The organism is Kitasatospora sp. NPDC023176, from assembly GCF_055560495.1.
The window spans coordinates 1-20,996 of sequence record NZ_JBVHIP010000035.1; the positions used below are offsets into that span (position 1 = coordinate 1).

The following is a 20,996-nucleotide window of genomic DNA, read 5'->3' on the forward strand; positions in this document are numbered from 1 at the left end:
TGGGCGCCGTTGGCAGTCTGAAAATCACCCGTCACGCCCCTCTCCGCACCCACCCCCTCCACCGCCCCCTCCCGCAGCGCGTCCCTCTCGCCTGGGTGAGTTAGCGGGGGTGGGTGGGCGGGGGAGGGGGGTGGGGGTGCTGGGGGTGGGTGGGAGAAGGTGGGTGGGGAGGGGAGGTGGGTTGGTGGGGGTGCTCCTGGTGGGTGGGGGTTGGGGGTGGGGACTTCAGCGGGTGGTGGTGGCGGCGAGGGTGCGGAAGATGAGGGCGGTGGAGGTGGCGCCCGGGTCCTGGTGGCCGATGCTGCGTTCGCCGAGGTAGGAGGCGCGGCCCTTGCGGGCCTGGAGGGGGACGGTGTCGCGGGCGCCCCGGTCGGCGGCTTCGGCGGCGGCTGCGGCGGCCTCGGGGAGGGTGGCGCCGGTGGCGGCCGCGGTGCGGAAGGCGGCGACGGCCGGGGTCCAGGCGTCCACGATGGTCTTGTCGCCGGGTTCGGCCTTGCCGAGGGCGCGGACCGCGTCCAGGCCGGCTGCCAGGGCCTCGGCGACGGCGGTTGGGCCGGCGGGCTCGGGCAGGGCGGCGCCGATGGCACGGAAGGCCTTGCCGTAGAGCGGGCCGGAGGCGCCGCCGACCTTGGAGATGAGGGTGGTGCCGGTCTTGGTGAGGACGGCGCCGGGGCCGGCGGGCTCCAGGCCGTCCAGGGCGGCGAGGGCGGCGGTGAAGCCGCGCTGGAGGTTGCTGCCGTGGTCGCCGTCGCCGATCGCGGAGTCCAGTTCGGTGAGCCGGGTCCGCTCCTCGTCGACGGCCGCGGCGATCGCGCGGATCCAGGCCTCGGCGAGGGTGCTGTCGAAGTCCATGCCGTCTCCCATCAGGCCCGCTTGAGGGCGGGGGTGTCGACCGGGGCGTCCCAGAGGTCCAGCAGTTGGGCGTCGGCCTTGGTGAGGGTGAGTGAGAAGCCCGCCATGTCGAGGCTGGTGACGTAGTTGCCGACCAGGCTGCGGGCGACCGTGATGCCGTGCTCGGCGAGCCGGGCCGCGACCTCGCCGTAGACCACGTACAGCTCCAGCAGCGGGGTCGCGCCGAGGCCGTTGAGCAGGGCGATCACCTCGTCGCCCGGGGTCAGGTGGTGGTCGGTGAGGATGGTCTCGACCACCTCGGCGGCCAGGTCGCGGGCCGGGCGGAGCTTCTCGCGGCGGCGGCCGGGCTCGCCGTGGATGCCGACGCCGACCTCGATCTCGTCCTCGGGCAGGTCGAAGCCGGGCTTGCCGGCGGCCGGGACGGTGGCCGCGGTGAGCGCGACGGCGAAGGAGCGGGAGGCGGCGTTGACCCGCTCGCCCAGGGCGGCCACCTCGTCCAGGCCGGCGCCGCGCTCGGCCAGCGCGCCGGCCGTCTTCTCGACCAGGACAGTCGCGCCGGTGCCCCGGCGGCCGGCCGTCCAGGTGGAGTCCTCGACCGCGACGTCGTCGTTGACCAGGACGGTGCGGACCTCCAGGCCCTCCTCGGCGGCGAGTTCGGCGGCGAGTTCGAAGTTCATCACGTCGCCGGTGTAGTTCTTCACCACGAAGACCACCCCGGCGCCGTTCTCCACCGCCTTGGCGGCGGCCAGCATCTGGTCCGGGACGGGGGAGGTGAACACCTCGCCGGGGCAGGCGGCGTCGAGCATGCCGGGGCCGACGAAGCCGCCGTGCAGCGGCTCGTGGCCGGAGCCGCCACCAGAGATCAGCGCGACCTTGGGGCCGGCCGGGCGGGCGGCCCGGGTGATCACCCGGTTGGGGACGTCCACCGTCAGCTCGGGGTGGGCGGCGGCGACCCCGGCCAGGGCGTCCTCCAGCACGCTCTCCGGGGTGTTGATCAGCTTCTTCAACGCTCTTCGCTCCCTTGGGTGACCTTGGTGCGGACGCAACAGCGCGGACGCTGCCGGACCCGACGCTACGCCGGACGGGGGGTACCGGCACGGGGCGCGACACGCGCGTTTGTGGTCACCCTCCCGGAGCAGTGGGATGGGGCCGTAAGGTCGGCCGCATGACCGAGCGAAGCGAGAGAATCATCCAAGGGTGCGCGTCTCGCGAAGCGGCCGGCGAGCGGAGCGAGGCGGGCGCATGAGCGAACACGTGGGCATTGTTCTGGTCTCGCACAGCGCCCGGCTCGCGGAGGGGCTGCGCGAGCTGCTCGGCGAACTCGCCTCGGACGGCGTGCGGGTGGTGGTCGCGGCCGGGACGGAGGACGGCGGGCTGGGTACCAGCTACGAGTTGATCGCCGCGGCGGTCGCGGAGGCGGACGGTGGGGCGGGCGTGGTGGTGCTGCCGGACCTCGGCAGCTCGGTGCTCACCGCCGTGACCGTGCTGGAGGACGAACCGAGGCCGGGCGTACGGCTGGTGGACGCGCCGTTCGTGGAGGGCGCGGTGGCCGCCGCCGTCACCGCCTCGGCCGGGGCGGGGCTGGCCGAGGTGGTCGCGGCGGCCGAGGAGGCGCGCGGCTTCCGCAAGCTGCCGTAGGGCCCGGGCTACTTGGCGTCCGCGTAGCAGTCCACCACGGCCGTGCTGAGCGGGAAGCGCACCGGGGTGTCGCCGAAGACCAGCCGCCGGGCCTCGTCGGCGGCCTCGGCGACGGCGGCGGCCACCTCCTCGGCCAGGTTGGCCGGGGTGTGCACGATCACCTCGTCGTGCTGGAAGAACACCAGGTGCGGGCGGTCCGCCGGGACGGCCACCGGCAGTTCGTTCAGCCGTCGGCGCAGCGCGGCCAGCAGGGCGAGCGCCCAGTCGGCGGCGCTGGCCTGGATGACGAAGTTGCGGGTGAACCGGCCGCGGGCGCGGGCGGTGCGGCCGCCGGTCTCGCCGGCGGTGTCGGCCTCGGTGAGGTCGAGGAAGGCGGCGGAGGCGGGCGGGCAGACCCGGCCGAGCCGGGAGGCGACCACGCCGCCGTCCTCGCCGGTGCGGGCGGCGGCCTCGACGTAGCCCATCGCGGCGGGGTAGCGGTGGCGCAGGGTGCTCAGCAGGGGGCCGATGTCGCCGCTGGTCTGCCCGTACATGGCGCCGAGCAGGCCGAGCTTGGCCTTGTCGCGGTCGCCCTGGAAGGCCTGGGCGGCGAGCGCCTCGTAGAGGTCGCCGCCGGCCGCGGTGCGGGCCAGGCCGGTGTCCTGGGAGAGCGCGGCGAGCACCCGCGGCTCCAACTGGGCGGCGTCGGCGACCACCAGCAGCCAGCCCGGGTCGGCGACCACGGCGCGGCGCAGGATGCGCGGGATCTGCAGGGCGCCGCCGCCGCGGCTGGCCCAGCGACCGGAGACCACGCCGCCGACCACGTACTCGGGCCGGAAGCGGCCGCCGCGGGCCCAGGCGTCCTGCCAGGCCCAGCCGTGGGCGACGTGGATCCGGGCCAGCTCCTTGTAGCGGACCAGCAGCCGGGCGGCCGGGTGGTCGACCTCCTTGAGTTCCCAGGAGCGGGTGGAGCCGAGCTGGATGCCGGCCTCGGCGAAGGCCCGCAGCACCTGGGTGTGCGAGTCGGGGTTGAACGGCTTGGCGCCGAGGGCCCGTTGGAGCTCGACGGCGAGGTCGGCGAGCACCCGGGGCTGGGTGCCGGGCACGGTGGGGCGGGGGCCGAGCAGCTCGGTGAGCAGCCGGTCGTGGACGTCGGAGCGCCAGGGCAGGCCGTCGTGGGCGATCTCGGCGGCCACCAGGGCGCCGGCCGACTCGGCGGCGACCAGCAGCCGGAAGCGCTGCCGGGCGGCCGGGTCGGCGATGGCGGCGATCCGCCGCTGCTGTTCGGCGTGCACGGCGACCACGGCGGTCAACGGGTCGGCGCCGGGCGGCAGTTGCAGCCGGTCGGGGGCGAACAGGGTGTCCTGTCCGTCGTCCGCGTCGGCGAGGCCCGGCTCGGGCAGGTCGTCCGGGACGGGCAGGCCGCGCAGCCTGGACCAGGCGGCGCCGAGCGAGCGCGGCGCGCCGAAGCGGCCCTCGTGGGCCAGCAGCAGCGCCTCGACCAGCCGGAGGTCGTGGCAGCGGGCGAGCCGGTCGGGCAGCCGGGGCAGCAGCGGGGCGTACCCGGAGTCGGCGGCGGCCCAGACCCAGCGCGGGTGGTCGACGGCCTCCCGGGCGGCGACGGCCGCGGCGAGGTCGGGGACGGCCTCCGGCGGGCCGAGCGGGTGGCCGGCGTCGTCGAGCGGCTGGAGGCGGCCGCCGGGGCCGTGCGGGTCGGGCGCGAGGGCGGTTCTGGGGGCCACGGCGGGCGTCTCCTCTCGTGCGGTGGGCGGTCGTACGGCTGGGCGGTCGTACGGAGGGCGGGTGTGCGGGTGTGCAGGTGTGCGGTCCGGGAGGTCCGCGCCGTCGACGTTAACGGGTGGGTCTGACAACGATGACCTGGGGTGTATGGGCACGCGGGATGACACCGCGTAGGGTCGGCGAAATGACCGAGAACCCGTTCTTCGCAGCCAGCCCGCTGGTCTACGAACTGCCTCCCTACGCCGAGATCCGGGAGGAGCACTACCTGCCCGCCTACGAGCGCGGGATGGCCGAGCAACTGGCCGAGATCGCGGCGATCACCGGCAGCCCGGCCGTGCCGACCTTCGAGAACACCCTGGTGGCCCTGGAGCGGTCCGGCGGGCTGCTGCGCCGGGTGGACGCGGTGTTCCGCAACCAGTCCTCCTCCGACACCACCGACCTGCTGGACGAGGTGGAGGCGAAGGTCAGCCCGCTGCTCGCGGCCCACCACGACGCGATCCACCTGGACCGGGAGCTGTTCGCCCGGATCGAGGCGCTGCACGCGGACCGCGCCGCGCTGGGCCTGGACCCGGAGTCGCTGCGGCTGCTGGAGCGCTGGTACACCGCGTTCGTCCGCTCCGGCGCCCGGCTGGGCGCGGCCGAGCAGGCCCGGCTGCGCGAGCTGAACGCCGAACTCGCCGCGCTGGGGACCACGTTCCAGCAGAACGTGAACGCCGCCACCCGGGCCGCCGCGCTGGTGGTGGACTCCGCCGAGGAGCTGGCCGGGCTGTCCGAGGGCGCGATCGCCGGTGCGGCGGAGAACGCCCGGGTGCTCGGCCACGAGGGCAAGTACGTGCTGAGCCTGAAGAACACCTCGACCCAGCCCGAGCTGGCCCAGCTCGCCGACCGCTCGGTGCGCGAGCGGCTGCTGGCCGCCTCGCTCGCCCGGGGCACCGGGGACAACGGCCCGCTGGCGATCCGGCTGGCCGCGCTGCGCGCCGAGCGGGCCGTGCTGATGGGCTACCCGAGCCACGCCGCGTACGTGGTGGCGGACGAGACGGCCGGCACGGTGGAGGCGGTGTCCGGGCTGCTGGCCCGGCTGGTGGAGCCGGCCGTGGCGAACGCCCGCCGGGAGGCCGCCGAGCTGGCCCGGGTGGCGGCCGAGGACGGCGTGGCGGAGATCGCCGCGCACGACTGGGCGTACTACTCGGAGAAGGTCCGGCAGGCCTCCTACCAGGTGGACACGGCGGCGCTGCGTCCGTACTTCGAGCTGGAACGGGTGCTGAAGGACGGCGTGTTCTTCGCCGCGAAGCTCGCCTACGGGCTGAGCTTCACCGAGCGGCCGGAGCTGACGGCGCACCACCCGGACGCCCGGGTCTTCGAGGTGTTCGAGGAGGACGGCACCCCGCTGGGCCTGTTCATCGGGGACTTCCACGCCCGGGCGTCCAAGCGCGGCGGGGCCTGGATGGACGAGCTGGTGGCCCAGTCCGGGCTGACCGGGCGGCGGCCGGTGGTGCTGAACAACCTCAACGTCCCGCGCCCGGCGCCGGGTGAGCCGGCGCTGCTGAGCTGGGACGAGGTGCGCACCATGTTCCACGAGTTCGGGCACGCGCTGCACGGGCTGTTCTCGGACGTGCGGTACCCGCTGTTCGCGGGCACCGCGGTGCCGCGGGACTTCGTGGAGTTCCCCTCGCAGGTCAACGAGATGTGGATGGTCCGGCCGGAGGTGCTGGCCAACTACGCCCGCCACCACGCCACCGGGGAGCCGCTGCCGGCCGAGCTGGTCGAGCGGATGACCGCGGCCGAGGGCTTCGGGCAGGGCTTCCGGACGGTGGAGTACCTGGCGGCGACGCTGCTGGACTGGGCCTGGCACACCCTGCCGCAGGACCACCGGGTCGCGGACGCCGAGGAGTTCGAGGCGCGGGCGCTGGCGGAGGCCGGCATCGCGGTGCCGGCGATCCCGCCGCGCTACCGCACGCCGTACTTCCAGCACATCTTCTCCAGCGGCTACAGCGCCGGGTACTACGCGTACATCTGGTCGGAGGTGCTGGACGCGGACACCGTGCGGTGGTTCGAGACCAACGGGCGCTCGGTGCGGGACAGCGGCGAGCTGTTCCGGCGCGAGCTGCTGGCGCGCGGGTTCAGCCGGGACCCGCTGGAGTCCTTCCGCGCGGTGGTCGGCCGGGCGCCGGAGACCGCGCCGCTGCTGGCCCGCCGGGGGCTGGCCTGATCAGCGCGGGGTGAGGGCCACCGTCACGGGTGTCCCCGGGCGGGTGTGCGGGAGCCGGATCCGTACGGTTCCCGCGCGTCCGGCCGTGGGCTGCTCGACCTCGACCCGGGCGTCGGCGGGGGAGACGGTGACCCGGGCGCCGCGGGGGAACGCGGCGGGCGGCAGGACGAGTTCGCTGGTGCGGCCGGTGCCGTCAGCGGTCCAGCGGACGGCACCGTCGGTGGTCCGGACGCCGGTGCCGGCGACGGCCGCCGGGTACGGGCCGAAGGCGGGTCCGTCGCCGGGGGCGGGGCGCCCGGTGGGGTCGAGGGCGCAGTAGCCGCCGGTGCCGCGGCACCAGTACCACATCGTCCAGCCCTCGGTGAAGCCGTCCATCGCGGCGACCTGGCGGCGCACCAGCAGGGTGTTGCCGGGGGTGCGGGAGTCGGGCGGGCCCCACTCGCCGACCAGGACGGGCAGCCGGTGGGCGGCCGGGTAGCCGCTGATCGCGGCGGTGTACTGCTCGACGAAGCCGTCGGACTGGTCCCAGTCGGCGCCGTTCTCGACCGCGGTGTCGTAGAAGTGCGGGGCGTAGCCGAGCCGGGGCGCGCCGGGGCGGGGGTCGGTGAAGCCGGGGAGCCGGGTGGGCACGCCCTGGCCGACCAGGACCGTCGGTTCGACGAACAGCCAGGCGCGGGAGTCGACGTGGCGGACGGCGGTGATCAGGCGGCGGTACATGTCGGCGAGCCGGCCCTGTTCCAGGGCGGCGGAGGCGGCGGCGAGCACGGCCGGGTCGGTGGGGTCGCCGTCCACCGGGCCGAACGGCTCGTTGAACAGGTCGTAGCCCAACAGGGAGCGGTGGCCGCGCAGTTCGCGGGCGAGCCGGGCGTAGAAGTCGGCCTGCCAGGCGCGCAGGTCGGGGTCGTCGTAGAGGTGGCGGAAGGCGGCCTGGACGGCGGGCTGGAAGTAGCCGGCGAACCAGTCCTTCGGGTCGGGGGTGAACGGCAGTCCGTCGTCACGGGTGGCCCAGGCCGGGATGCCGTTGCTGCCGCCGCCGAACTTCGGCCCGTAGACGTCCTGGTGGAAGTCGACCAGCACGAGCAGGCCCACGTGGTCGGCCCAGCCGAGGAGTTGCTGGATCCGGTGCAGTTCGGCGGGGTCGAGGCGGCCGTGTTCGGGCTCCAGCCTGGTCCAGGAGACCGGCAGTCGGACCAGGGTGAAGCCCTGGGCGGCGATGGATGTGAGGTCGGCCTCGGTGGCCTCGGCGTACTTGTCGAGGTTGAAGCCGCGCAGCTGGAGCCGGCGGCCCTGGTCGTCGGTGAGGGCGGTGCGGCCGTCCGGGCCGGTGGCGGTCCCGGTGGGGAAGTGGGCCGGGGGGCCGCTGTGGGCGGTGGCCGGGGTGGCGCCGCCGAGGGCGGCGGTGGCGGCGAGCAGCAGGGCGACGGCGGTGCGGCGCAGGCGCATCGGGGACCTCGCAGCGGCGGGGACGGGGCCCTGATGATGCCCGTGGCCCGGGGGCCGGCACAAGGGTCGTGCGCGGAACGGGAGTTCAGCCGGCTGCCGGGCTCGGCGGCTCGGCCGGGGCGGCGGGCAGGACGGCGGTCGGCAGGTCCGCGGCGGCGGCCAGGCGGCCCCAGAGCAGGTCGGCCAGGGCCTGCACCATCCGGGTGCGCGAGCAGGGTCTGGTCTCCAGCCACCAGTCCCCGGCGGCCAGCACCATTCCGGTGATGCCCCGGCCCCAGGCCTCGGCGAGCAGGTCGCGGTCGGCGCCGAGGTCGACCTGGTTCTGCACGGCCCGGGTGATCTCCCCGGCGATCTGCCGGAGGGCGGGGGCGAGGGCGTTGCCGGCGCCGCTCGGGTCGCCGGGTTCGGGGTGGGTGAGCAGCCGGTAGACCTGGGGGCGGGCCTCGATCCCGGCCAGGTAGGTGTCCAGGACGTGCTCGACCCGGTCGCGGCGTTCCAGCGGTTCGGCGAGGGCGGCCCGGACGGCGGCCAGCAGCCCGCTGGTGTGGCGTTCGGTCAGGGCGCCGATCAGGCCGTTCCGGTCGCCGAAGTGCCGGTAGAGGATCGGCTTGGTGATGCCGGCCTCGGCGGCGATGGCGTTCATGCTGGCGCTCGGCCCCTCGCGCTGGATGACCCGGTCGGCGGCGTTGAGCAGCTGCTCGCGGCGGGGCTCTCGGGACATGCGCTACTCCTCGGATCGTGGGGGGCCTGGGCGTTGACACCGGTTACCAATCAGTAGCAGACTCCGACGATGTTACCCGGGGTAACACCCCGGTGGGTCGCATCCGGCGACCGCGATCCCTGCGTCGTATCCCTTCTGCGGAGGCTCCACCATGAGCAGCACGTTCTCGCTGGACCCGGGCGCGGACCAGCTCGCCGTACGCGACTGGCTGCACGGCTTCGCCGCCGACGTGATCCGGCCCGCCGCGGCCGAGTGGGACGAGCGGGAGGAGACGCCCTGGCCGATCATCCAGGAGGCCGCCAAGCTCGGCATCTACTCGCTGGACTTCTACGCCCAGCAGTACTTCGACCCCTCCGGCGTCGGCATCCCGATCGCCATGGAGGAGCTGTTCTGGGGCGACGCCGGCATCGGGCTGGCCATCGTCGGCACCACGCTGGCCGCCGTCGCGGTGCTCGCCAACGGCACCGACGAGCAGATCGGCACCTGGACCCCGCAGATGTTCGGCACCCCCGACGACGTCAAGGTGGCCGCCTTCTGCTCCTCCGAGCCGGACGCCGGCTCCGACGTCGGCGCGCTGCGCACCCGGGCCGTCTACGACCAGGCCAAGGACGAGTGGGTGCTCAACGGCACCAAGACCTGGGCCACCAACGGCGGGATCGCCGCCGTGCACGTCGTGGTGGCCTGCGTCGACCCGGAGCTGGGCACCCGCGGGCACGCCTCCTTCGTCGTCCCGCCGGGCACCCCGGGGCTGAGCCAGGGCCAGAAGTTCAAGAAGCACGGCATCCGCGCCTCGCACACCGCCGAGGTGGTGCTCGACGGCGTCCGGGTGCCCGGCAGCTGCCTGCTCGGCGGCAAGGAGAAGCTGGACCAGCGGCTGGCCCGGGCCCGGGAGGGCGCCAAGCGGGCCGGCGGCAGGGGCAACGCGGCGATGGCCACCTTCGAGGCCTCCCGCCCGGCCGTCGGGGCGCAGGCGATCGGCATCGCCCGGGCCGCGTACGAGGTGGCGCTGGACTACGCGAAGACCCGGGAGCAGTTCGGCCGCCCGATCATCGACAACCAGGGCGTGGCCTTCCAGCTCGCCGACATGAAGACCCGGATCGACGCGGCCCGGCTGCTGGTCTGGCGCGCCTCCTGGATGGCCGCCAACAACCAGCCGTTCACCGCGGCCGAGGGCTCGATGTCCAAGCTGTACGCGGGCGAGACGGCCAAGTCCGTGACCGCGCAGGCGATGCAGATCCTCGGCGGCAACGGCTTCACCCGGGAGTACCCGGTGGAGCGGATGCACCGGGACAGCGCGATCTACTCGATCTTCGAGGGGACCAGCGAGATCCAGCGGCTGGTCATCGCCCGGGCGATCTCGGGGATGCCGATCCGGTAGCCGGCTACCGGGCGGCCCAGAAGGCGAGCCCGGCGCTGAGGCCGCCCACCACCGCGCCGACGATCGTCTGCGCGGTGGTGTGGTCCCGCAGCACCACCCGGGACCAGCCGATCACCGCGACCAGCGGGTAGAGCAGCAGCCACAGCGGACCGAGCGCGATGCCGAGGCAGGTCACCGCGCCGGCCGCCACGGCGGTGTGCACGGAGACCTTCCACCAGACGGTGATCGCCAGGATCGGGATCAGCGAGGCGAACATCGCCGCCACCATCGCGGTGAGGTCGCGCGGGGCGTCGGCCCGGATCATCACCGCGAAGCTGACGGCGACCGAGCCCATGATGAACGGGATGACGGTCAGCCGGCGCTGCCGGTGGCCGACGTGGCGGTCCTCCAGGGTGCCCTTGCGGATGCCGCGCTGGATGAACAGGGTCGGGATGACGGCCGCGAACAGCGCCGCGAAGGCGGCCCAGCCGAGGCCGGCCCAGCCGTAGCGCAGGGCGCCGATCAGCAGGCAGACCGCGATGATCACGTTCTTCGGCTCGACGCCGTCGGTGACCCGGCGGGCCCAGGTCGTCCGGCTGGTGGGGGCGGTCGTGGCCTCGGCGGTCATCGCGGTGGTGCTCCGGGGGCTGAAGAGCTGGAAAGGGGGGCGGGCGACGGCTCGGCGCCGGTCGGACGATCGTACGTGAGCCGCCTCCGCTGCCGGTCCTCGGCGCTGGTCCTCGGCGCTGGTCCTCAACGTCCGTCGGGCCGTGCTGGTCGGAACCGCGGCGGCCGGGGCCGTGCTGGTCGGAACCGCGGCGGCCGGGACCGGGCCGGTCAGAACCGCGGCGGGCGGCCCGCCAGGAACGCGGCCAGCCCCTCGTGCACGTCCGAGGCCTCCCGGGAGCGCCGTTCCCAGGGCTCCAGCGCCTCGCCCGCCCGCTCCGCCGGGACGGCCAGCGCGGCCTTCACCGCGCCGATGGTCTGGGTCGAGCGGCTGGTCAGCAGCCGGGCGAACTCCAGGGCGGCGGCGTCCAGTTCGGCATCCGGCAGGACCCGCTCCGCCAGGCCCAGCGGCAGCGCGTCCCGGCCGCGCACCAACTCGCCGGAGAACAGCAGGTACTTGGCCCGGGCCGGGCCGACCAGCCGGGCCAGTCGCAGGGTCGGCACCGCCGGGTAGACCACGCCGAGCTTGGCCGGGGTGATCCCCAGCCGGGCGTCCTCGGCGACGAAGCGCAGGTCACAGGCGACGGCCAACTGGCAACCGCCGCCCACGCAGGCGCCGTGCACCACCGCGAGCGTCGGGTGGGGGAAGGCCGCGAGCGCCTCCTCGGCGGCCACGTTGACGGCGTGATAGGCGTCCGCACGCCGCGGATCGCCGTACACCTCGGCGAGTTCGGTGATGTCGGCGCCCGCGCTGAAGGTGTTCCCGGCGCCGGTCAGCAGCAGGACGCGCACGCCCTGCTGCTCGGCGAGCTGGTCCAGGACCTTGGGCAGCGCCTGCCAGATCGCCAGGGTCACCGCGTTGCGCCGGTGCGGGCGGGCGAACTCCAGGACGGCGACGCCGTCCTCGCCGACGTAGGCGTTCAGGCCCTCGGCCTGGGCGGGCAGGGCGGAGCGGTCCCGCGTGAGCAGCGGCTGGTCCATGCGCACCTCCGGTCGGCGTGGTGCGCCCACTCTCTCAGGCCGGGCGGGCGCCGTACGCCCCGAGGCCGTGCTCGACCGCGGCGAAGGCGCGGCGGGCCTCGTCGAGGGCGGCGGGCAGGGCGTCCTCGGCGCGTTCGCCGCTGAGCATCCGGTGGTGGTTGCCGCCGATCAGGGTCAGCCGGACGGCGAGCAGCTGGGCCGCGGCGACCCGGGCGAGCAGCTCGTCGTGGGCCGGGTCCTGGGCGAGCAGTTCGGCGGCCAGCAGGGTCCGCGCGTGGGGGTCGAAGGCCGCGGTGGCCCGCAGGGCCAGTGCCGGGGTGTTGTGGATGAGCCGGATCACGTCCAGCACCACCTGGTCGTCGTTCAGGCCGGTGGCCGGGTCCCGGCGCTCCAGCGCGGCCAGGAAGTGCTCGCGCAGCGCCGCGACCGCCGAGGTGCCCGGGGCGCGGTCGCGCACCACTCGGGCCGGCTCGTCGAGGTGCTGCTCCATCGGGCCCATGACCAGGTCTTCCTTGGTCGGGAAGTAGTTGAAGACGGTCATCTTGGAGACGTCGGCGGCGGCCGCGATCTGGGCCACCGAGACCTGGTCGAAGCCCCGTTCGGCGAACAGGCCGATGGCCGCGCGGAAGATCCGGATGCCGGTCTGGATCTTCTTGCGCTCGCGCAGCGGGAGTGCGTCGAGGTCGCGGTCGGGGCCGAGGTCCAAGCCGTGGTGGGTCGCCATGAGGGGACTGTACCAGGATCAAAGGTTGACCAGGCAGAAAGATTGGACCAGATGAAGAATTGACCCAGTCCAAAAACACTGCCATGGTGGTGCCGAGCCCGCCGGACCGCACCGGTCGGGGCCAACTCCACTGACTCCGGGGGGACTTCCCTATGGCATCCGCCGCCAGGACCGCGTCCGACCAGACCGCGCCCGACCAGGCCGCGCCCGACCAGACCGCGCCCGAGCCGACCGTGACCGACGAGACCGCGCCCGAGCCGACCGTGACCGACCTGGCCGGCTCCACCCTGATGACCGCCGCCCAGCGCCAACTCGGCATGCTGCTCTGCCTGGTGACGATCGTGCTGGCCGTGCTCGACTCCAACATCGTCTCGGCGGCCACCGTGCCGATCGTCCGCGACCTCGACCCGGTGCACGGCGTCGACCGGCTGCCCTGGCTGGTCAGCGCCTTCTCGCTGGCCGCCACCGCGCTGCTCCCGCTCTACGGCAAGCTCTGCGACGTCTACGGCGCCAAGCGGGTGCTGGTCGGCGCGGTCGGCACCTTCCTGTTCGGCTCGGCGTTGTGCGGCGCCGCGCAGTCGATGGGCGAGCTGATCGCCTTCCGGGCCGTCCAGGGCATCGGCGGCGGCGGGCTGATGAGCGTGACCATGGTGGTGATGGCCCAGCTCCGGGACCCGCAGGAGCGCGGCGGCGGCAAGGGCGGCGCGATGGGCGGGATCGTCGCGGGCCTCGGCATGGCGGTCGGCCCGCTGGTCGGCGCCCTGTTCACCGACCACCTCGGCTGGCGCTGGATCTTCTACGTCAACCTGCCGCTCGGCCTGCTCGTCCTGGTCGGCGTCGCCCTGGTGATCAGGCTGCCGCGCGACCTCGGCCGGCGTGGCCTGGACTTCCTCGGCTCCGCCCTGGCCGCGGCCTTCGCCACCGGACTGCTGCTGGTCACCGAATGGGGCGGCAAGGACTACGGCTGGACCTCCCCGGTGATCCTCGGGCTCGCCGCCGCCACCCTGGCCGCGCTCGGCCTCTTCCTGTGGCGCCAGGCCACCGCCGCCGAACCGGTGCTGCCGCTCTCGCTGTTCCGGATCCCGGTGGTGCGGATCGGCTTCGCCGTCCAGGGCTTGGTGGGGATGGGCATGATGGGCGCGATCGTCTATGTGATGACCTACCTGCAGATCGCCCGGGGGATCGCCCCGACCTCGGCCAGCCTCTACCTGATGCCGATGGCCGCCGGGATGACCGGGGTCGGCCTGCTGGCCACCCGGCTGATCGCCCGCGGCCACCGGCCGCGCACCCTCCTGATCACCGGTGCGGGCTGCTCGGTGCTCGCCCTGGCGCTGCTCGGACTCAGCGGCCCGGACACCCCGCTGTGGCAGGTCGGCGTCGAACTCGCCCTGCTCGGCGCCGGGTTCGGGCAGCTGATCGGACAGCTGATCACCCTGGTGCAGGACACCGCCCCGCGCCACCAGCTCGGCGTCGCCACCACCGGCATCCGGTTCTTCCAGACCCTCGGCAACGCGCTCGGCGCGGCGCTCTTCGGCAGCGTGCTGGCCCGGGTGTTCGAGGCCGGCGAGCCCGGGCGGTCGCTCGGCGCGGTGCGGACGCTGACCGGCGCGGCCCGGGAGCACGCGGTGCGGAGCTTCACGGATGCCGTGGACGTGGTCTTCCTGTCGGCGGGCGGGGTGATGGTGCTGGTGCTGCTGCTGGCCCTGCGGCTGCGCTCGGTGGAGCCGGTGGAGCCGGTGGTGGCCGAGGCTCCGGCGGGTGCGGGTGCGGGTGCGGGTGCGGGTGCGGAGGAGCCGGCGCCGGCGGCCTGAGCGAGGGCGCGGGGGGTGCGACGGAGCGGGGCCCGGTGGACGACGGAGTCCACCGGGCCCCGTGGGCTTTCGCGCCCTGGTCCGGACGCCCTTCCGGCGGGCCGTCAGCGCCGGGCGGCGGCCCACTCCGAGGCCAGGACCGCCCAGATCTCCTTGTCGTGGCGGACGCCGTTGTGCAGGAACCACTCCCGCAGCACGCCCTCGGGCCGCATCCCGACCCGCTCGGCCACCGCCCGGCTGCGGGCGTTGACGGCCGAGCACCACCACTCGGCGCGGTGCAGGCCCCGGGTGGTGAAGGCGTACTCGATCAGCTGCCGGACGGCGGCCGTGATCAGCCCGCCACCCTCGCCGGCCGGCTCGGTCCAGGCGCCGATCTCGCAGTTGCCGCTCTTGGTGTCGAAGTGCACGAACATCACGCCGCCGACCAGCGTGCCGTCCCGCCAGATGCCGTAGATCCGGCCGGAGTCGGTGGCCTGGCGGTCGGCGTAGCGCTGCAGGGTGGCGCGGGCCGAGTCCAGGTCGGTGGAGAAGGTCGCCCACGGGATCCACGGGTCGGTGTGGGCGCGGGCGCGGTCGATGTGGGCCAGGAACTCGGGGGCCTGCCAGGGCTCCAGCGGGCGCAGTTCGGCGTTCTCGGCGAGCGGGACGGAAAACACGGGCGGGCCTCTCCGGGGTGGTGCTGCGGGTGGTCGAGGTCATTCATAACAAACGTTTGGTATGTACGATAGCCCCCATGACGCCAGCCCGTGGAGACCATGACGCCCGCCGCTCGGAAGTCTCCGAGGGGGTGTGGCGGGTGCTCTCCAGCAAGGGCTTCGAAGGGCTCACCCTGCGCGCGGTGGCCGCCGAACTGGGCGCGTCCACCGGTTTGTTGACGCACTACTTCCCGAACAAGCGGGCCCTGCTGAGCCACGCCCTGGAGGAGCTCGACCGGCGCTCCGCGGCCCGGCCCCGGCGGATGGCCCCCGCCGACGGCACCCCGCCGCCGCCCGCCGGGCTGGCCCGGTTGCGGGCCGCGCTGCTCGACGTGCTGCCGCTGGACGAGGCGACCGAGTCCGGCAACCGGATCTGGGTCAGCTCCTGGGACGTCGCCCTGGCGGACCCGGAGCTGGCGGCCGCGCACGCGGGGCGCTACGCCCGCTCGCGGGTGGCACTCACGGCGCACGTGGCGGACGCCCAGCGGCTCGGCGAGCTCCCGGCCGGGGCCGATCCCGCCGGGCTCGCGGCGGGGGCGCAGGCCTTCGTGCTGGGGTTGGTGGTGCAGTCGCTGTTCGCCCCGGCGGAGTTCCCGGCGGAGCGGCAGACCGCGCTGCTCGACGCCTATCTGGCGGGGCTGACGGCTTAGGGCCCTGCCTCGTGGATCCTCGCCCGATCCGCCGAAACCCGAGCGGCGGGCCCCGGCCTCGCGGCGCCCCCGGACTCGTCGGGGCGCTTCTGTCCGGCTTTTGTCGGATTTCGCCGGTCGGCCGGCCGGGGCGGGTTGTTTCGTTCAGGGGTGGGGGATTCGCCCGGAATTCCGGTTTCCCGCCGGGCCGGCTTTCGCGGCGGCCATGACACGCATTGTCACGGGTTATGCGCGGTGGGTGCGGGATTACCCGGAGGTCCGGTACGGCCACGGAAAGTGTTCGCATGCGCGATGGCCTGCGGGAATTGCGGGGTGGCGCCCCCAGCAGGATTCGAACCTGCGACCTACCGCTTAGAAGGCGGGTGCTCTATCCGCTGAGCTATGGGGGCGGGACGGACGGCGCCCTGGCGGGCGTGACCGTGGCCGGGATCGGGCGACGAGCGCTGTGGACGCGCGTAGTCCGGCCCCGTGCCGGAGGGTGGGGGTGGGGGTTGGCGGGCCCTCGCCCTGTCGGGGACAGGATAAGGGTGTCCAGTTCCTCGGCCGGGTGTGACGACACCGTCGTTGGTGTGTCGGTTCGGTGGAGCGGTCCGATAATCGCAGGTGAAGACCGTGCGTGCAGCGGTCTGGGACTGTTCAGGGCCGGACGTTGTGCACTCGTTACGGGGCTGCCTCCCCACCCGTTATGGATTCGACACGGAGAATGTCGCGCCGCCGGCCTGGGTGGGGGGTCCTATTCGGCTTGCTCCGGTCGAGTGACGTGCGCGGACGGCTCCGGTCGGGTCTTGCGCCGCGCTCCGGGGGCGGCCGCGATCGGCCGGTTTGTTGTCATGAGCGCGAAGAGACGGCGGCCTGGCGGTGCACGAAGGCCGAAATTCACCCCTGTGAGTGACGGTCGTTTTTCACCCTGCCGATCGGCCTAGGAGTTGTCCACAGGATTTCAGAACCCGATGGCGGGGATTTCTTCCGGGGCGCACTCTCAACTCGCACCGCTCGATTCCGTACGGTGCATCGGCGAGAACGGAGGGTGTGCTGTGAATGAGATGCAGGTGACGGTGCTCGGCAATGTCGCGACCGAGGTGAGCTACGGGGAAACCGCCGGCGGGGTGCCGATGGCGAACTTCCAGCTCGGCTGCACCGAGCGGCGGTACGACCGAGAGCGGGCCTGCTGGGTGGACGGCGAGACGCAGTGGCTGAGGGTGACGGCCTGGCGGGCGCTCGCGGTGAACCTGATCGGCTCGCTGTCCAAGGGTGATCCGGTGCTGGTGACGGGCCGGCTGCGGGTGCGGGAGTGGCGGGAGGGGGAGGCGAAACGCAGTCGGGCCGAGATCGACGCCCGGTCGGTCGGGCACGATCTCACCCGTGGTACCTCGGCGTTCCGCTGGGCGACGGGTGTGCGCGGGCAGCCGGCGGGCGCGACGGGGGCGGCCGGCGCGGAGTCCGCGAGCGAGCCGGTGCCCGGGTGGATCGTCAGCGCACTGGAGTCGCGCCGGGCCTCGGGGGTGGCCGTGGCGCCCCGTCCGCTCGAGTTGCTCCCGGGGGCGCGAACGGTGACGGAGCAGCAGGAGGGGGTGTCCGAGGGGGATCGGGGAGGTGAAGACCGGGCGGCGCTGAGCTGACGGGGTGGTGACCCTTCCCTGTCGACAAATATGTTGATCGAGAGAGTCGTTGCGCCCGCACGCGCAATCTCGTCCGGAAAGCAGAAAGTCGAGGGTGGATTCTGGCGACGCGTCAGCTTGTGTGGAACCTGCGGGGGTTGATAACGATCCAGATACGGAATCGTCCTGATTTCGCATGGGGGTTTCGAGGCCTCTGAGGCTCAATAGGATTCGTCTGGTTCACACCCCGCAGCAGTGCCACAGGGGGCACACGCGCGGCACGGCAAGTCGGCGGGCTGCCCAATCGGGCGCGGCCCGCTCCGGAGGGATCCCAGATGTTCAAGAGGCAGGGGCGGGGTCTGTCCCGCATAGTCACTGTCATGCTCACGACCAGCGTTGCGCTGGGCGGAGGCCTGTTCGCGGCCGGTGCGGCGGCTGCGGCCGACACTCCGGCGTCGGGCGTGTCCGCGGTCGTCCAGAACTCGATCTTCGGCGAGAAGGTCGACGTCGACGGCAACACCTACGACGCGGGTCTGTTCACGCTCAAGACCGCTGACGGCGAGCTGAAGACCTACTGCATCGACTTCGGCTTCCCGGTGGACATCCGGAAGAAGATCCAGTACCAGGAGTCGGACTGGTCGACCAGCTCCCTCGGCGACCCGAAGCGCGCGGAGCCCGCCTCCAAGATCCGCTGGATCCTGGAGAACTCCTACCCGAAGGTGTCGGAGAGCTCGCTCGCCGCCTCCCTCAAGATCCCCGGCCTGACCGCCGAGGACGCCGCGGCCGGCACCCAGGCCGCGATCTGGAAGTTCTCGGACGGCAAGAACGCCACCCCGCACAGCGAGGCGGCCACCAAGCTGCGTGACTACCTGATCAGCGGCGCCAACAAGGGCATCGCCGCCGAGCCCAAGCCGTCGCTGAGCCTCACCCCGGACTCCGTCTCCGGCAAGTCCGGCAGCAAGCTGGGCCCGTTCGTCCTCAACTCCAGCGCCGCCGCGGTGAAGCTGGCCGTCACCGGCGACGCCGCCGACAAGGCCAAGCTGGTGGACAAGGACGGCAAGCCGGTCGGCGCCACCCTGACCGGGCCGATCGCCAAGGACACCCAGCTGTTCCTGGACGTCCCGGCCGGTACCCCGGACGGCTCGCTCGCCCTCAAGGCCGACGTCTCCACCGAGGTGCCCAGCGGCCGCGTGTTCCTGAGCAAGGGCTACACCGCCACCGACCACAGCCAGACCATGATCCTGGCCGGCTCCAGCAAGGTCAGCGTCTCCGCCGGGGCCAAGGCCACCTGGAAGCAGGGCAAGGGCGCGCTGATCGACAGCACCGCCAAGATCGAGTGCGCCAGCGGTGGCGTGCGGGTCTCCGTCACCAACGGTGGTGACGAGGCCGGCACCGTCACGGTCGGCAAGCAGCAGCTGACCGTCCAGCCGGGCAAGACCGAGAGCGTGCTCGTCCAGGTCGCCGAGAAGACCGAGTACAAGATCACCGTCGCCGGCCCGAACGGCTACAGCCGCGACTTCCAGGGCGTCCTGGACTGCAAGACCGGCACCGGCAACCCGACCTCGGCCCCGACCGCCCCGGCCACCCCGACCGGCACCGGCACCGCCACCCCCTCGGGCACCCCGAGCGCCGGCGGCGCCCACCCGGCTCCGTCCACCACCAGCGCCGCCCCGGGCACCGGTGGCCTGGCCCAGACCGGTGCCAATGACTCCACCCCGATCCTCGCCGCCGTCGCCGGTGGCCTGGTCGTGGCCGGTGGCGCCGCGGTCTTCGTCCTGCGCCGCCGTGGCCGTCACGGTCGCACCACCGCCTGAACCGCCTGAGCGGGCCACGGAAGGCGCTGACCTCCTGAAGGCCTGAGAAGCGGAACCGGCCCGGTTCCCCGCACCTGCTGCGGGGGGCCGGGCCGTCTGCGTGTCCCGCCGGGGTGTCCCGGTCACGGGGGCGGGGGGCCCGGCGCGGGCAGCCGGGGGCGATCGCCGTATCGCCGTACGGGGGCGGGGGAAGGGAGCCGGGGTCGGGAGCCGGGGGCGATCGCCGCAGGGTGGGGCGGGCAGCCGGGGGCGATCGCCGTACCGGGAAGGGCCGGATACCCCGGTGGGGTCACCTGGGCGGTTCGGGGCTCCCGGCCGGGTGCGGCACAATGGAACGCTGCAAGACGAATACTCCCGACGACGCCGGAGCGATCTCACGTGGCGGAATACATCTACACGATGCGCAAGGTGCGCAAGGCTCACGGAGACAAGGTCATCCTTGACGACGTGACGCTCAGCTTCCTCCCCGGAGCGAAGATCGGCGTCGTGGGCCCCAACGGTGCCGGTAAGTCCACCGTGCTGAAGATGATGGCCGGCCTGGAGCACCCCTCCAACGGCGACGCCTTCCTCTCGCCCGGTTTCACCGTCGGCATGCTGCTCCAGGAGCCGCCGCTCGACGAGACCAAGACGGTCCTGGAGAACGTCCAGGACGGCGTCAAGGAGATCAAGGGCAAGCTCGACCGCTTCAACGAGATCGCCGAGCTGATGGCGACCGACTACTCGGACGCGCTGCTCGACGAGATGGGCAAGCTCCAGGAGGAGCTGGACCACGCCAACGCGTGGGACCTGGAGGCCCAGCTGGAGCAGGCCATGGACGCGCTGGGCTGCCCGCCCGGCGACTGGGCCGTCACCAAGCTCTCCGGTGGTGAGAAGCGCCGCGTCGCGCTCTGCAAGCTGCTGCTGGAGGCCCCCGACCTGCTGCTGCTCGACGAGCCCACCAACCACCTGGACGCCGAGTCGGTGAACTGGCTGGAGCAGCACCTGGCCAAGTACGCCGGCACCGTCGTCGCCGTCACCCACGACCGGTACTTCCTGGACAACGTGGCCGGCTGGATCCTGGAGCTCGACCGCGGCCGCGCGATCGGCTACGAGGGCAACTACTCCACCTACCTGGAGAGCAAGCAGTCCCGGCTCAAGGTCGAGGGCCAGAAGGACGCCAAGCGCGCCAAGCGCCTCAAGGAAGAGCTGGAGTGGGTCCGCTCCAACGCCAAGGGCCGCCAGGCGAAGTCCAAGGCCCGTCTCGCCCGCTACGAGGAGATGGCGGCCGAGGCCGACAAGATGCGGAAGCTGGACTTCGAGGAGATCCAGATCCCGCCGGGCCCGCGTCTGGGCAGCGTCGTCATCGAGGTCGAGAACCTCAACAAGGCCTTCGGCGAGAAGGTCCTGATCGACGACCTGAGCTTCACCCTGCCGCGCAACGGCATCGTCGGCATCATCGGCCCGAACGGCGCGGGCAAGACCACCCTGTTCAAGATGCTCCAGGACCTGGAGACCCCGGACAGCGGCACGGTCAAGGTCGGCGACACCGTCAAGATCAGCTACGTCGACCAGACCCGCTCCAACATCGACCCGAAGAAGACCCTCTGGGAGGTCGTCTCCGACGGTCTGGACTGGATCAACGTCGGCCAGGTCGAGATGCCGTCCCGCGCCTACGTGTCGGCGTTCGGCTTCAAGGGCCCGGACCAGCAGAAGCCGGCCGGTGTGCTCTCCGGTGGTGAGCGCAACCGCCTGAACCTGGCGCTCACCCTCAAGCAGGGCGGCAACCTGCTGCTCCTTGACGAGCCCACCAACGACCTCGACGTCGAGACGCTCTCCTCGCTGGAGAACGCCCTGCTGGAGTTCCCCGGCTGCGCCGTGGTCATCTCCCACGACCGCTGGTTCCTGGACCGAGTGGCCACCCACATCCTCGCCTACGAGGGCGAGAGCAAGTGGTTCTGGTTCGAGGGCAACTTCGAGTCGTACGAGAAGAACAAGATCGAGCGACTGGGCGCCGACGCCGCCCGTCCGCACCGGGCCACGTACAAGAAGCTGACCCGAGGCTGACATCCAGCTGTCACAACGGCCCGGCAGACTGCCTTCCGGGGCGGCCTGCCGGGCCGCGGCCCGTCACCGAGGTTC

Annotated in this window: 17 protein-coding genes and 1 tRNA gene; 8 read left to right on the forward strand and 10 right to left on the reverse strand. The window is 73.3% G+C overall.

Annotated features, from left to right (window positions below):
• Positions 1-225 precede the first annotated feature (225 nt).
• Together dhaL and dhaK are read right to left on the reverse strand one after the other, a co-directional pair.
• On the reverse strand, positions 226-852 hold the full coding sequence (gene dhaL / locus ACZ3YL_RS33790; protein ID WP_465661166.1) for a dihydroxyacetone kinase subunit DhaL: 627 nt from the start codon (positions 850-852) through the stop codon (positions 226-228).
• Between the two features lie 11 nt (positions 853-863).
• Complete coding sequence (dhaK, locus tag ACZ3YL_RS33795; protein WP_188304905.1) at positions 864-1,859, reverse strand: dihydroxyacetone kinase subunit DhaK; 996 nt, start codon at positions 1,857-1,859, stop codon at positions 864-866.
• A gap of 235 nt (positions 1,860-2,094) precedes the next feature.
• Here dhaK and dhaM point away from each other — a divergent pair, with 235 nt between their 5' ends.
• The gene (gene dhaM, locus ACZ3YL_RS33800; protein ID WP_188304904.1) at positions 2,095-2,490 is read left to right on the forward strand and encodes a dihydroxyacetone kinase phosphoryl donor subunit DhaM; all 396 of its coding nucleotides are present in this window, start codon (positions 2,095-2,097) and stop codon (positions 2,488-2,490) included.
• An 8-nt stretch (positions 2,491-2,498) separates the two neighbouring features.
• Here the strand turns inward: dhaM and ACZ3YL_RS33805 are convergent, their stop codons facing one another.
• Complete coding sequence (locus ACZ3YL_RS33805; RefSeq protein WP_465661169.1) at positions 2,499-4,211, reverse strand: bifunctional 3'-5' exonuclease/DNA polymerase; 1,713 nt, start codon at positions 4,209-4,211, stop codon at positions 2,499-2,501.
• A gap of 182 nt (positions 4,212-4,393) precedes the next feature.
• On the opposite strand from ACZ3YL_RS33805, the gene ACZ3YL_RS33810 reads away from it, so the two are divergent.
• Positions 4,394-6,418 (forward strand): M3 family metallopeptidase, encoded by a 2,025-nt coding sequence (locus ACZ3YL_RS33810; protein ID WP_188303375.1) that lies wholly within the window; start codon positions 4,394-4,396, stop codon positions 6,416-6,418.
• On the opposite strand, the gene ACZ3YL_RS33815 is transcribed toward ACZ3YL_RS33810, so the two are convergent.
• Together ACZ3YL_RS33815 and ACZ3YL_RS33820 are read right to left on the reverse strand one after the other, a co-directional pair.
• Positions 6,419-7,861, reverse strand: coding sequence for a cellulase family glycosylhydrolase (locus tag ACZ3YL_RS33815; RefSeq protein WP_465661171.1), 1,443 nt, complete (start codon positions 7,859-7,861; stop codon positions 6,419-6,421). It abuts the gene before it with no gap.
• Positions 7,862-7,946: 85 nt separating this feature from the next.
• The gene (locus ACZ3YL_RS33820) at positions 7,947-8,582 is read right to left on the reverse strand and encodes a TetR/AcrR family transcriptional regulator (RefSeq protein ID WP_188303377.1); all 636 of its coding nucleotides are present in this window, start codon (positions 8,580-8,582) and stop codon (positions 7,947-7,949) included.
• 151 nt (positions 8,583-8,733) lie between these two features.
• On the opposite strand from ACZ3YL_RS33820, the gene ACZ3YL_RS33825 reads away from it, so the two are divergent.
• On the forward strand, positions 8,734-9,960 hold the full coding sequence (locus ACZ3YL_RS33825; protein ID WP_188303378.1) for an acyl-CoA dehydrogenase family protein: 1,227 nt from the start codon (positions 8,734-8,736) through the stop codon (positions 9,958-9,960).
• A 4-nt stretch (positions 9,961-9,964) separates the two neighbouring features.
• Here the strand turns inward: ACZ3YL_RS33825 and ACZ3YL_RS33830 are convergent, their stop codons facing one another.
• From ACZ3YL_RS33830 to ACZ3YL_RS33840, 3 genes are all read right to left on the reverse strand, one after another.
• A complete protein-coding gene (locus tag ACZ3YL_RS33830; protein ID WP_223241886.1) occupies positions 9,965-10,567 on the reverse strand; it encodes a phosphatase PAP2 family protein in 603 nt (200 codons plus the stop codon).
• A 209-nt stretch (positions 10,568-10,776) separates the two neighbouring features.
• Entirely contained in the window at positions 10,777-11,586 is an 810-nt protein-coding gene (locus ACZ3YL_RS33835) for an enoyl-CoA hydratase/isomerase family protein (protein ID WP_188303379.1), read from the reverse strand.
• A gap of 34 nt (positions 11,587-11,620) precedes the next feature.
• Positions 11,621-12,310: a TetR family transcriptional regulator gene (locus ACZ3YL_RS33840; protein WP_188303380.1), complete on the reverse strand. Its 690-nt coding sequence runs from the start codon at positions 12,308-12,310 to the stop codon at positions 11,621-11,623.
• Between the two features lie 152 nt (positions 12,311-12,462).
• Between ACZ3YL_RS33840 and ACZ3YL_RS33845 the strand changes: the two genes are divergently transcribed.
• On the forward strand, positions 12,463-14,121 hold the full coding sequence (locus tag ACZ3YL_RS33845; RefSeq protein ID WP_465661176.1) for an MFS transporter: 1,659 nt from the start codon (positions 12,463-12,465) through the stop codon (positions 14,119-14,121).
• A 104-nt stretch (positions 14,122-14,225) separates the two neighbouring features.
• Here the strand turns inward: ACZ3YL_RS33845 and ACZ3YL_RS33850 are convergent, their stop codons facing one another.
• On the reverse strand, positions 14,226-14,777 hold the full coding sequence (locus tag ACZ3YL_RS33850; protein WP_188303381.1) for a GNAT family N-acetyltransferase: 552 nt from the start codon (positions 14,775-14,777) through the stop codon (positions 14,226-14,228).
• A 77-nt stretch (positions 14,778-14,854) separates the two neighbouring features.
• Here ACZ3YL_RS33850 and ACZ3YL_RS33855 point away from each other — a divergent pair, with 77 nt between their 5' ends.
• Complete coding sequence (locus ACZ3YL_RS33855) at positions 14,855-15,466, forward strand: TetR/AcrR family transcriptional regulator (protein ID WP_188303382.1); 612 nt, start codon at positions 14,855-14,857, stop codon at positions 15,464-15,466.
• 313 nt (positions 15,467-15,779) lie between these two features.
• Here the strand turns inward: ACZ3YL_RS33855 and ACZ3YL_RS33860 are convergent.
• Positions 15,780-15,855, reverse strand: a tRNA-Arg gene (locus ACZ3YL_RS33860).
• A gap of 654 nt (positions 15,856-16,509) precedes the next feature.
• On the opposite strand from ACZ3YL_RS33860, the gene ACZ3YL_RS33865 reads away from it, so the two are divergent.
• The 3 genes from ACZ3YL_RS33865 (at position 16,510) to ettA (ending at position 20,921) form a co-directional block, all read left to right on the forward strand.
• Entirely contained in the window at positions 16,510-17,085 is a 576-nt protein-coding gene (locus ACZ3YL_RS33865) for a single-stranded DNA-binding protein (RefSeq protein WP_465661255.1), read from the forward strand.
• 359 nt (positions 17,086-17,444) lie between these two features.
• Positions 17,445-18,878: a Cys-Gln thioester bond-forming surface protein gene (locus ACZ3YL_RS33870; RefSeq protein ID WP_188303384.1), complete on the forward strand. Its 1,434-nt coding sequence runs from the start codon at positions 17,445-17,447 to the stop codon at positions 18,876-18,878.
• Positions 18,879-19,256: 378 nt separating this feature from the next.
• A complete protein-coding gene (gene ettA, locus ACZ3YL_RS33875) occupies positions 19,257-20,921 on the forward strand; it encodes an energy-dependent translational throttle protein EttA (RefSeq protein ID WP_188303385.1) in 1,665 nt (554 codons plus the stop codon).
• Positions 20,922-20,996 lie beyond the last annotated feature (75 nt).

Excerpts from the sequence above, each read along its gene's own strand:
- dhaL (WP_465661166.1), bottom strand. The coding sequence starts at position 852 with ATGGACTTCGACAGCACCCTCGCCGAGGCCTGGATCCGCGCGATCGCC.
- dhaM (WP_188304904.1), top strand. The coding sequence starts at position 2,095 with ATGAGCGAACACGTGGGCATTGTTCTGGTCTCGCACAGCGCCCGGCTC.
- ACZ3YL_RS33810 (WP_188303375.1), top strand. The coding sequence starts at position 4,394 with ATGACCGAGAACCCGTTCTTCGCAGCCAGCCCGCTGGTCTACGAACTG.
- ACZ3YL_RS33815 (WP_465661171.1), bottom strand. The coding sequence starts at position 7,861 with ATGCGCCTGCGCCGCACCGCCGTCGCCCTGCTGCTCGCCGCCACCGCC.
- ACZ3YL_RS33820 (WP_188303377.1), bottom strand. The coding sequence starts at position 8,582 with ATGTCCCGAGAGCCCCGCCGCGAGCAGCTGCTCAACGCCGCCGACCGG.
- ACZ3YL_RS33825 (WP_188303378.1), top strand. The coding sequence starts at position 8,734 with ATGAGCAGCACGTTCTCGCTGGACCCGGGCGCGGACCAGCTCGCCGTA.
- ACZ3YL_RS33830 (WP_223241886.1), bottom strand. The coding sequence starts at position 10,567 with ATGACCGCCGAGGCCACGACCGCCCCCACCAGCCGGACGACCTGGGCC.
- ACZ3YL_RS33835 (WP_188303379.1), bottom strand. The coding sequence starts at position 11,586 with ATGGACCAGCCGCTGCTCACGCGGGACCGCTCCGCCCTGCCCGCCCAG.
- ACZ3YL_RS33840 (WP_188303380.1), bottom strand. The coding sequence starts at position 12,310 with ATGGCGACCCACCACGGCTTGGACCTCGGCCCCGACCGCGACCTCGAC.
- ACZ3YL_RS33845 (WP_465661176.1), top strand. The coding sequence starts at position 12,463 with ATGGCATCCGCCGCCAGGACCGCGTCCGACCAGACCGCGCCCGACCAG.
- ACZ3YL_RS33855 (WP_188303382.1), top strand. The coding sequence starts at position 14,855 with ATGACGCCAGCCCGTGGAGACCATGACGCCCGCCGCTCGGAAGTCTCC.
- ACZ3YL_RS33865 (WP_465661255.1), top strand. The coding sequence starts at position 16,510 with ATGCAGGTGACGGTGCTCGGCAATGTCGCGACCGAGGTGAGCTACGGG.
- ACZ3YL_RS33870 (WP_188303384.1), top strand. The coding sequence starts at position 17,445 with ATGCTCACGACCAGCGTTGCGCTGGGCGGAGGCCTGTTCGCGGCCGGT.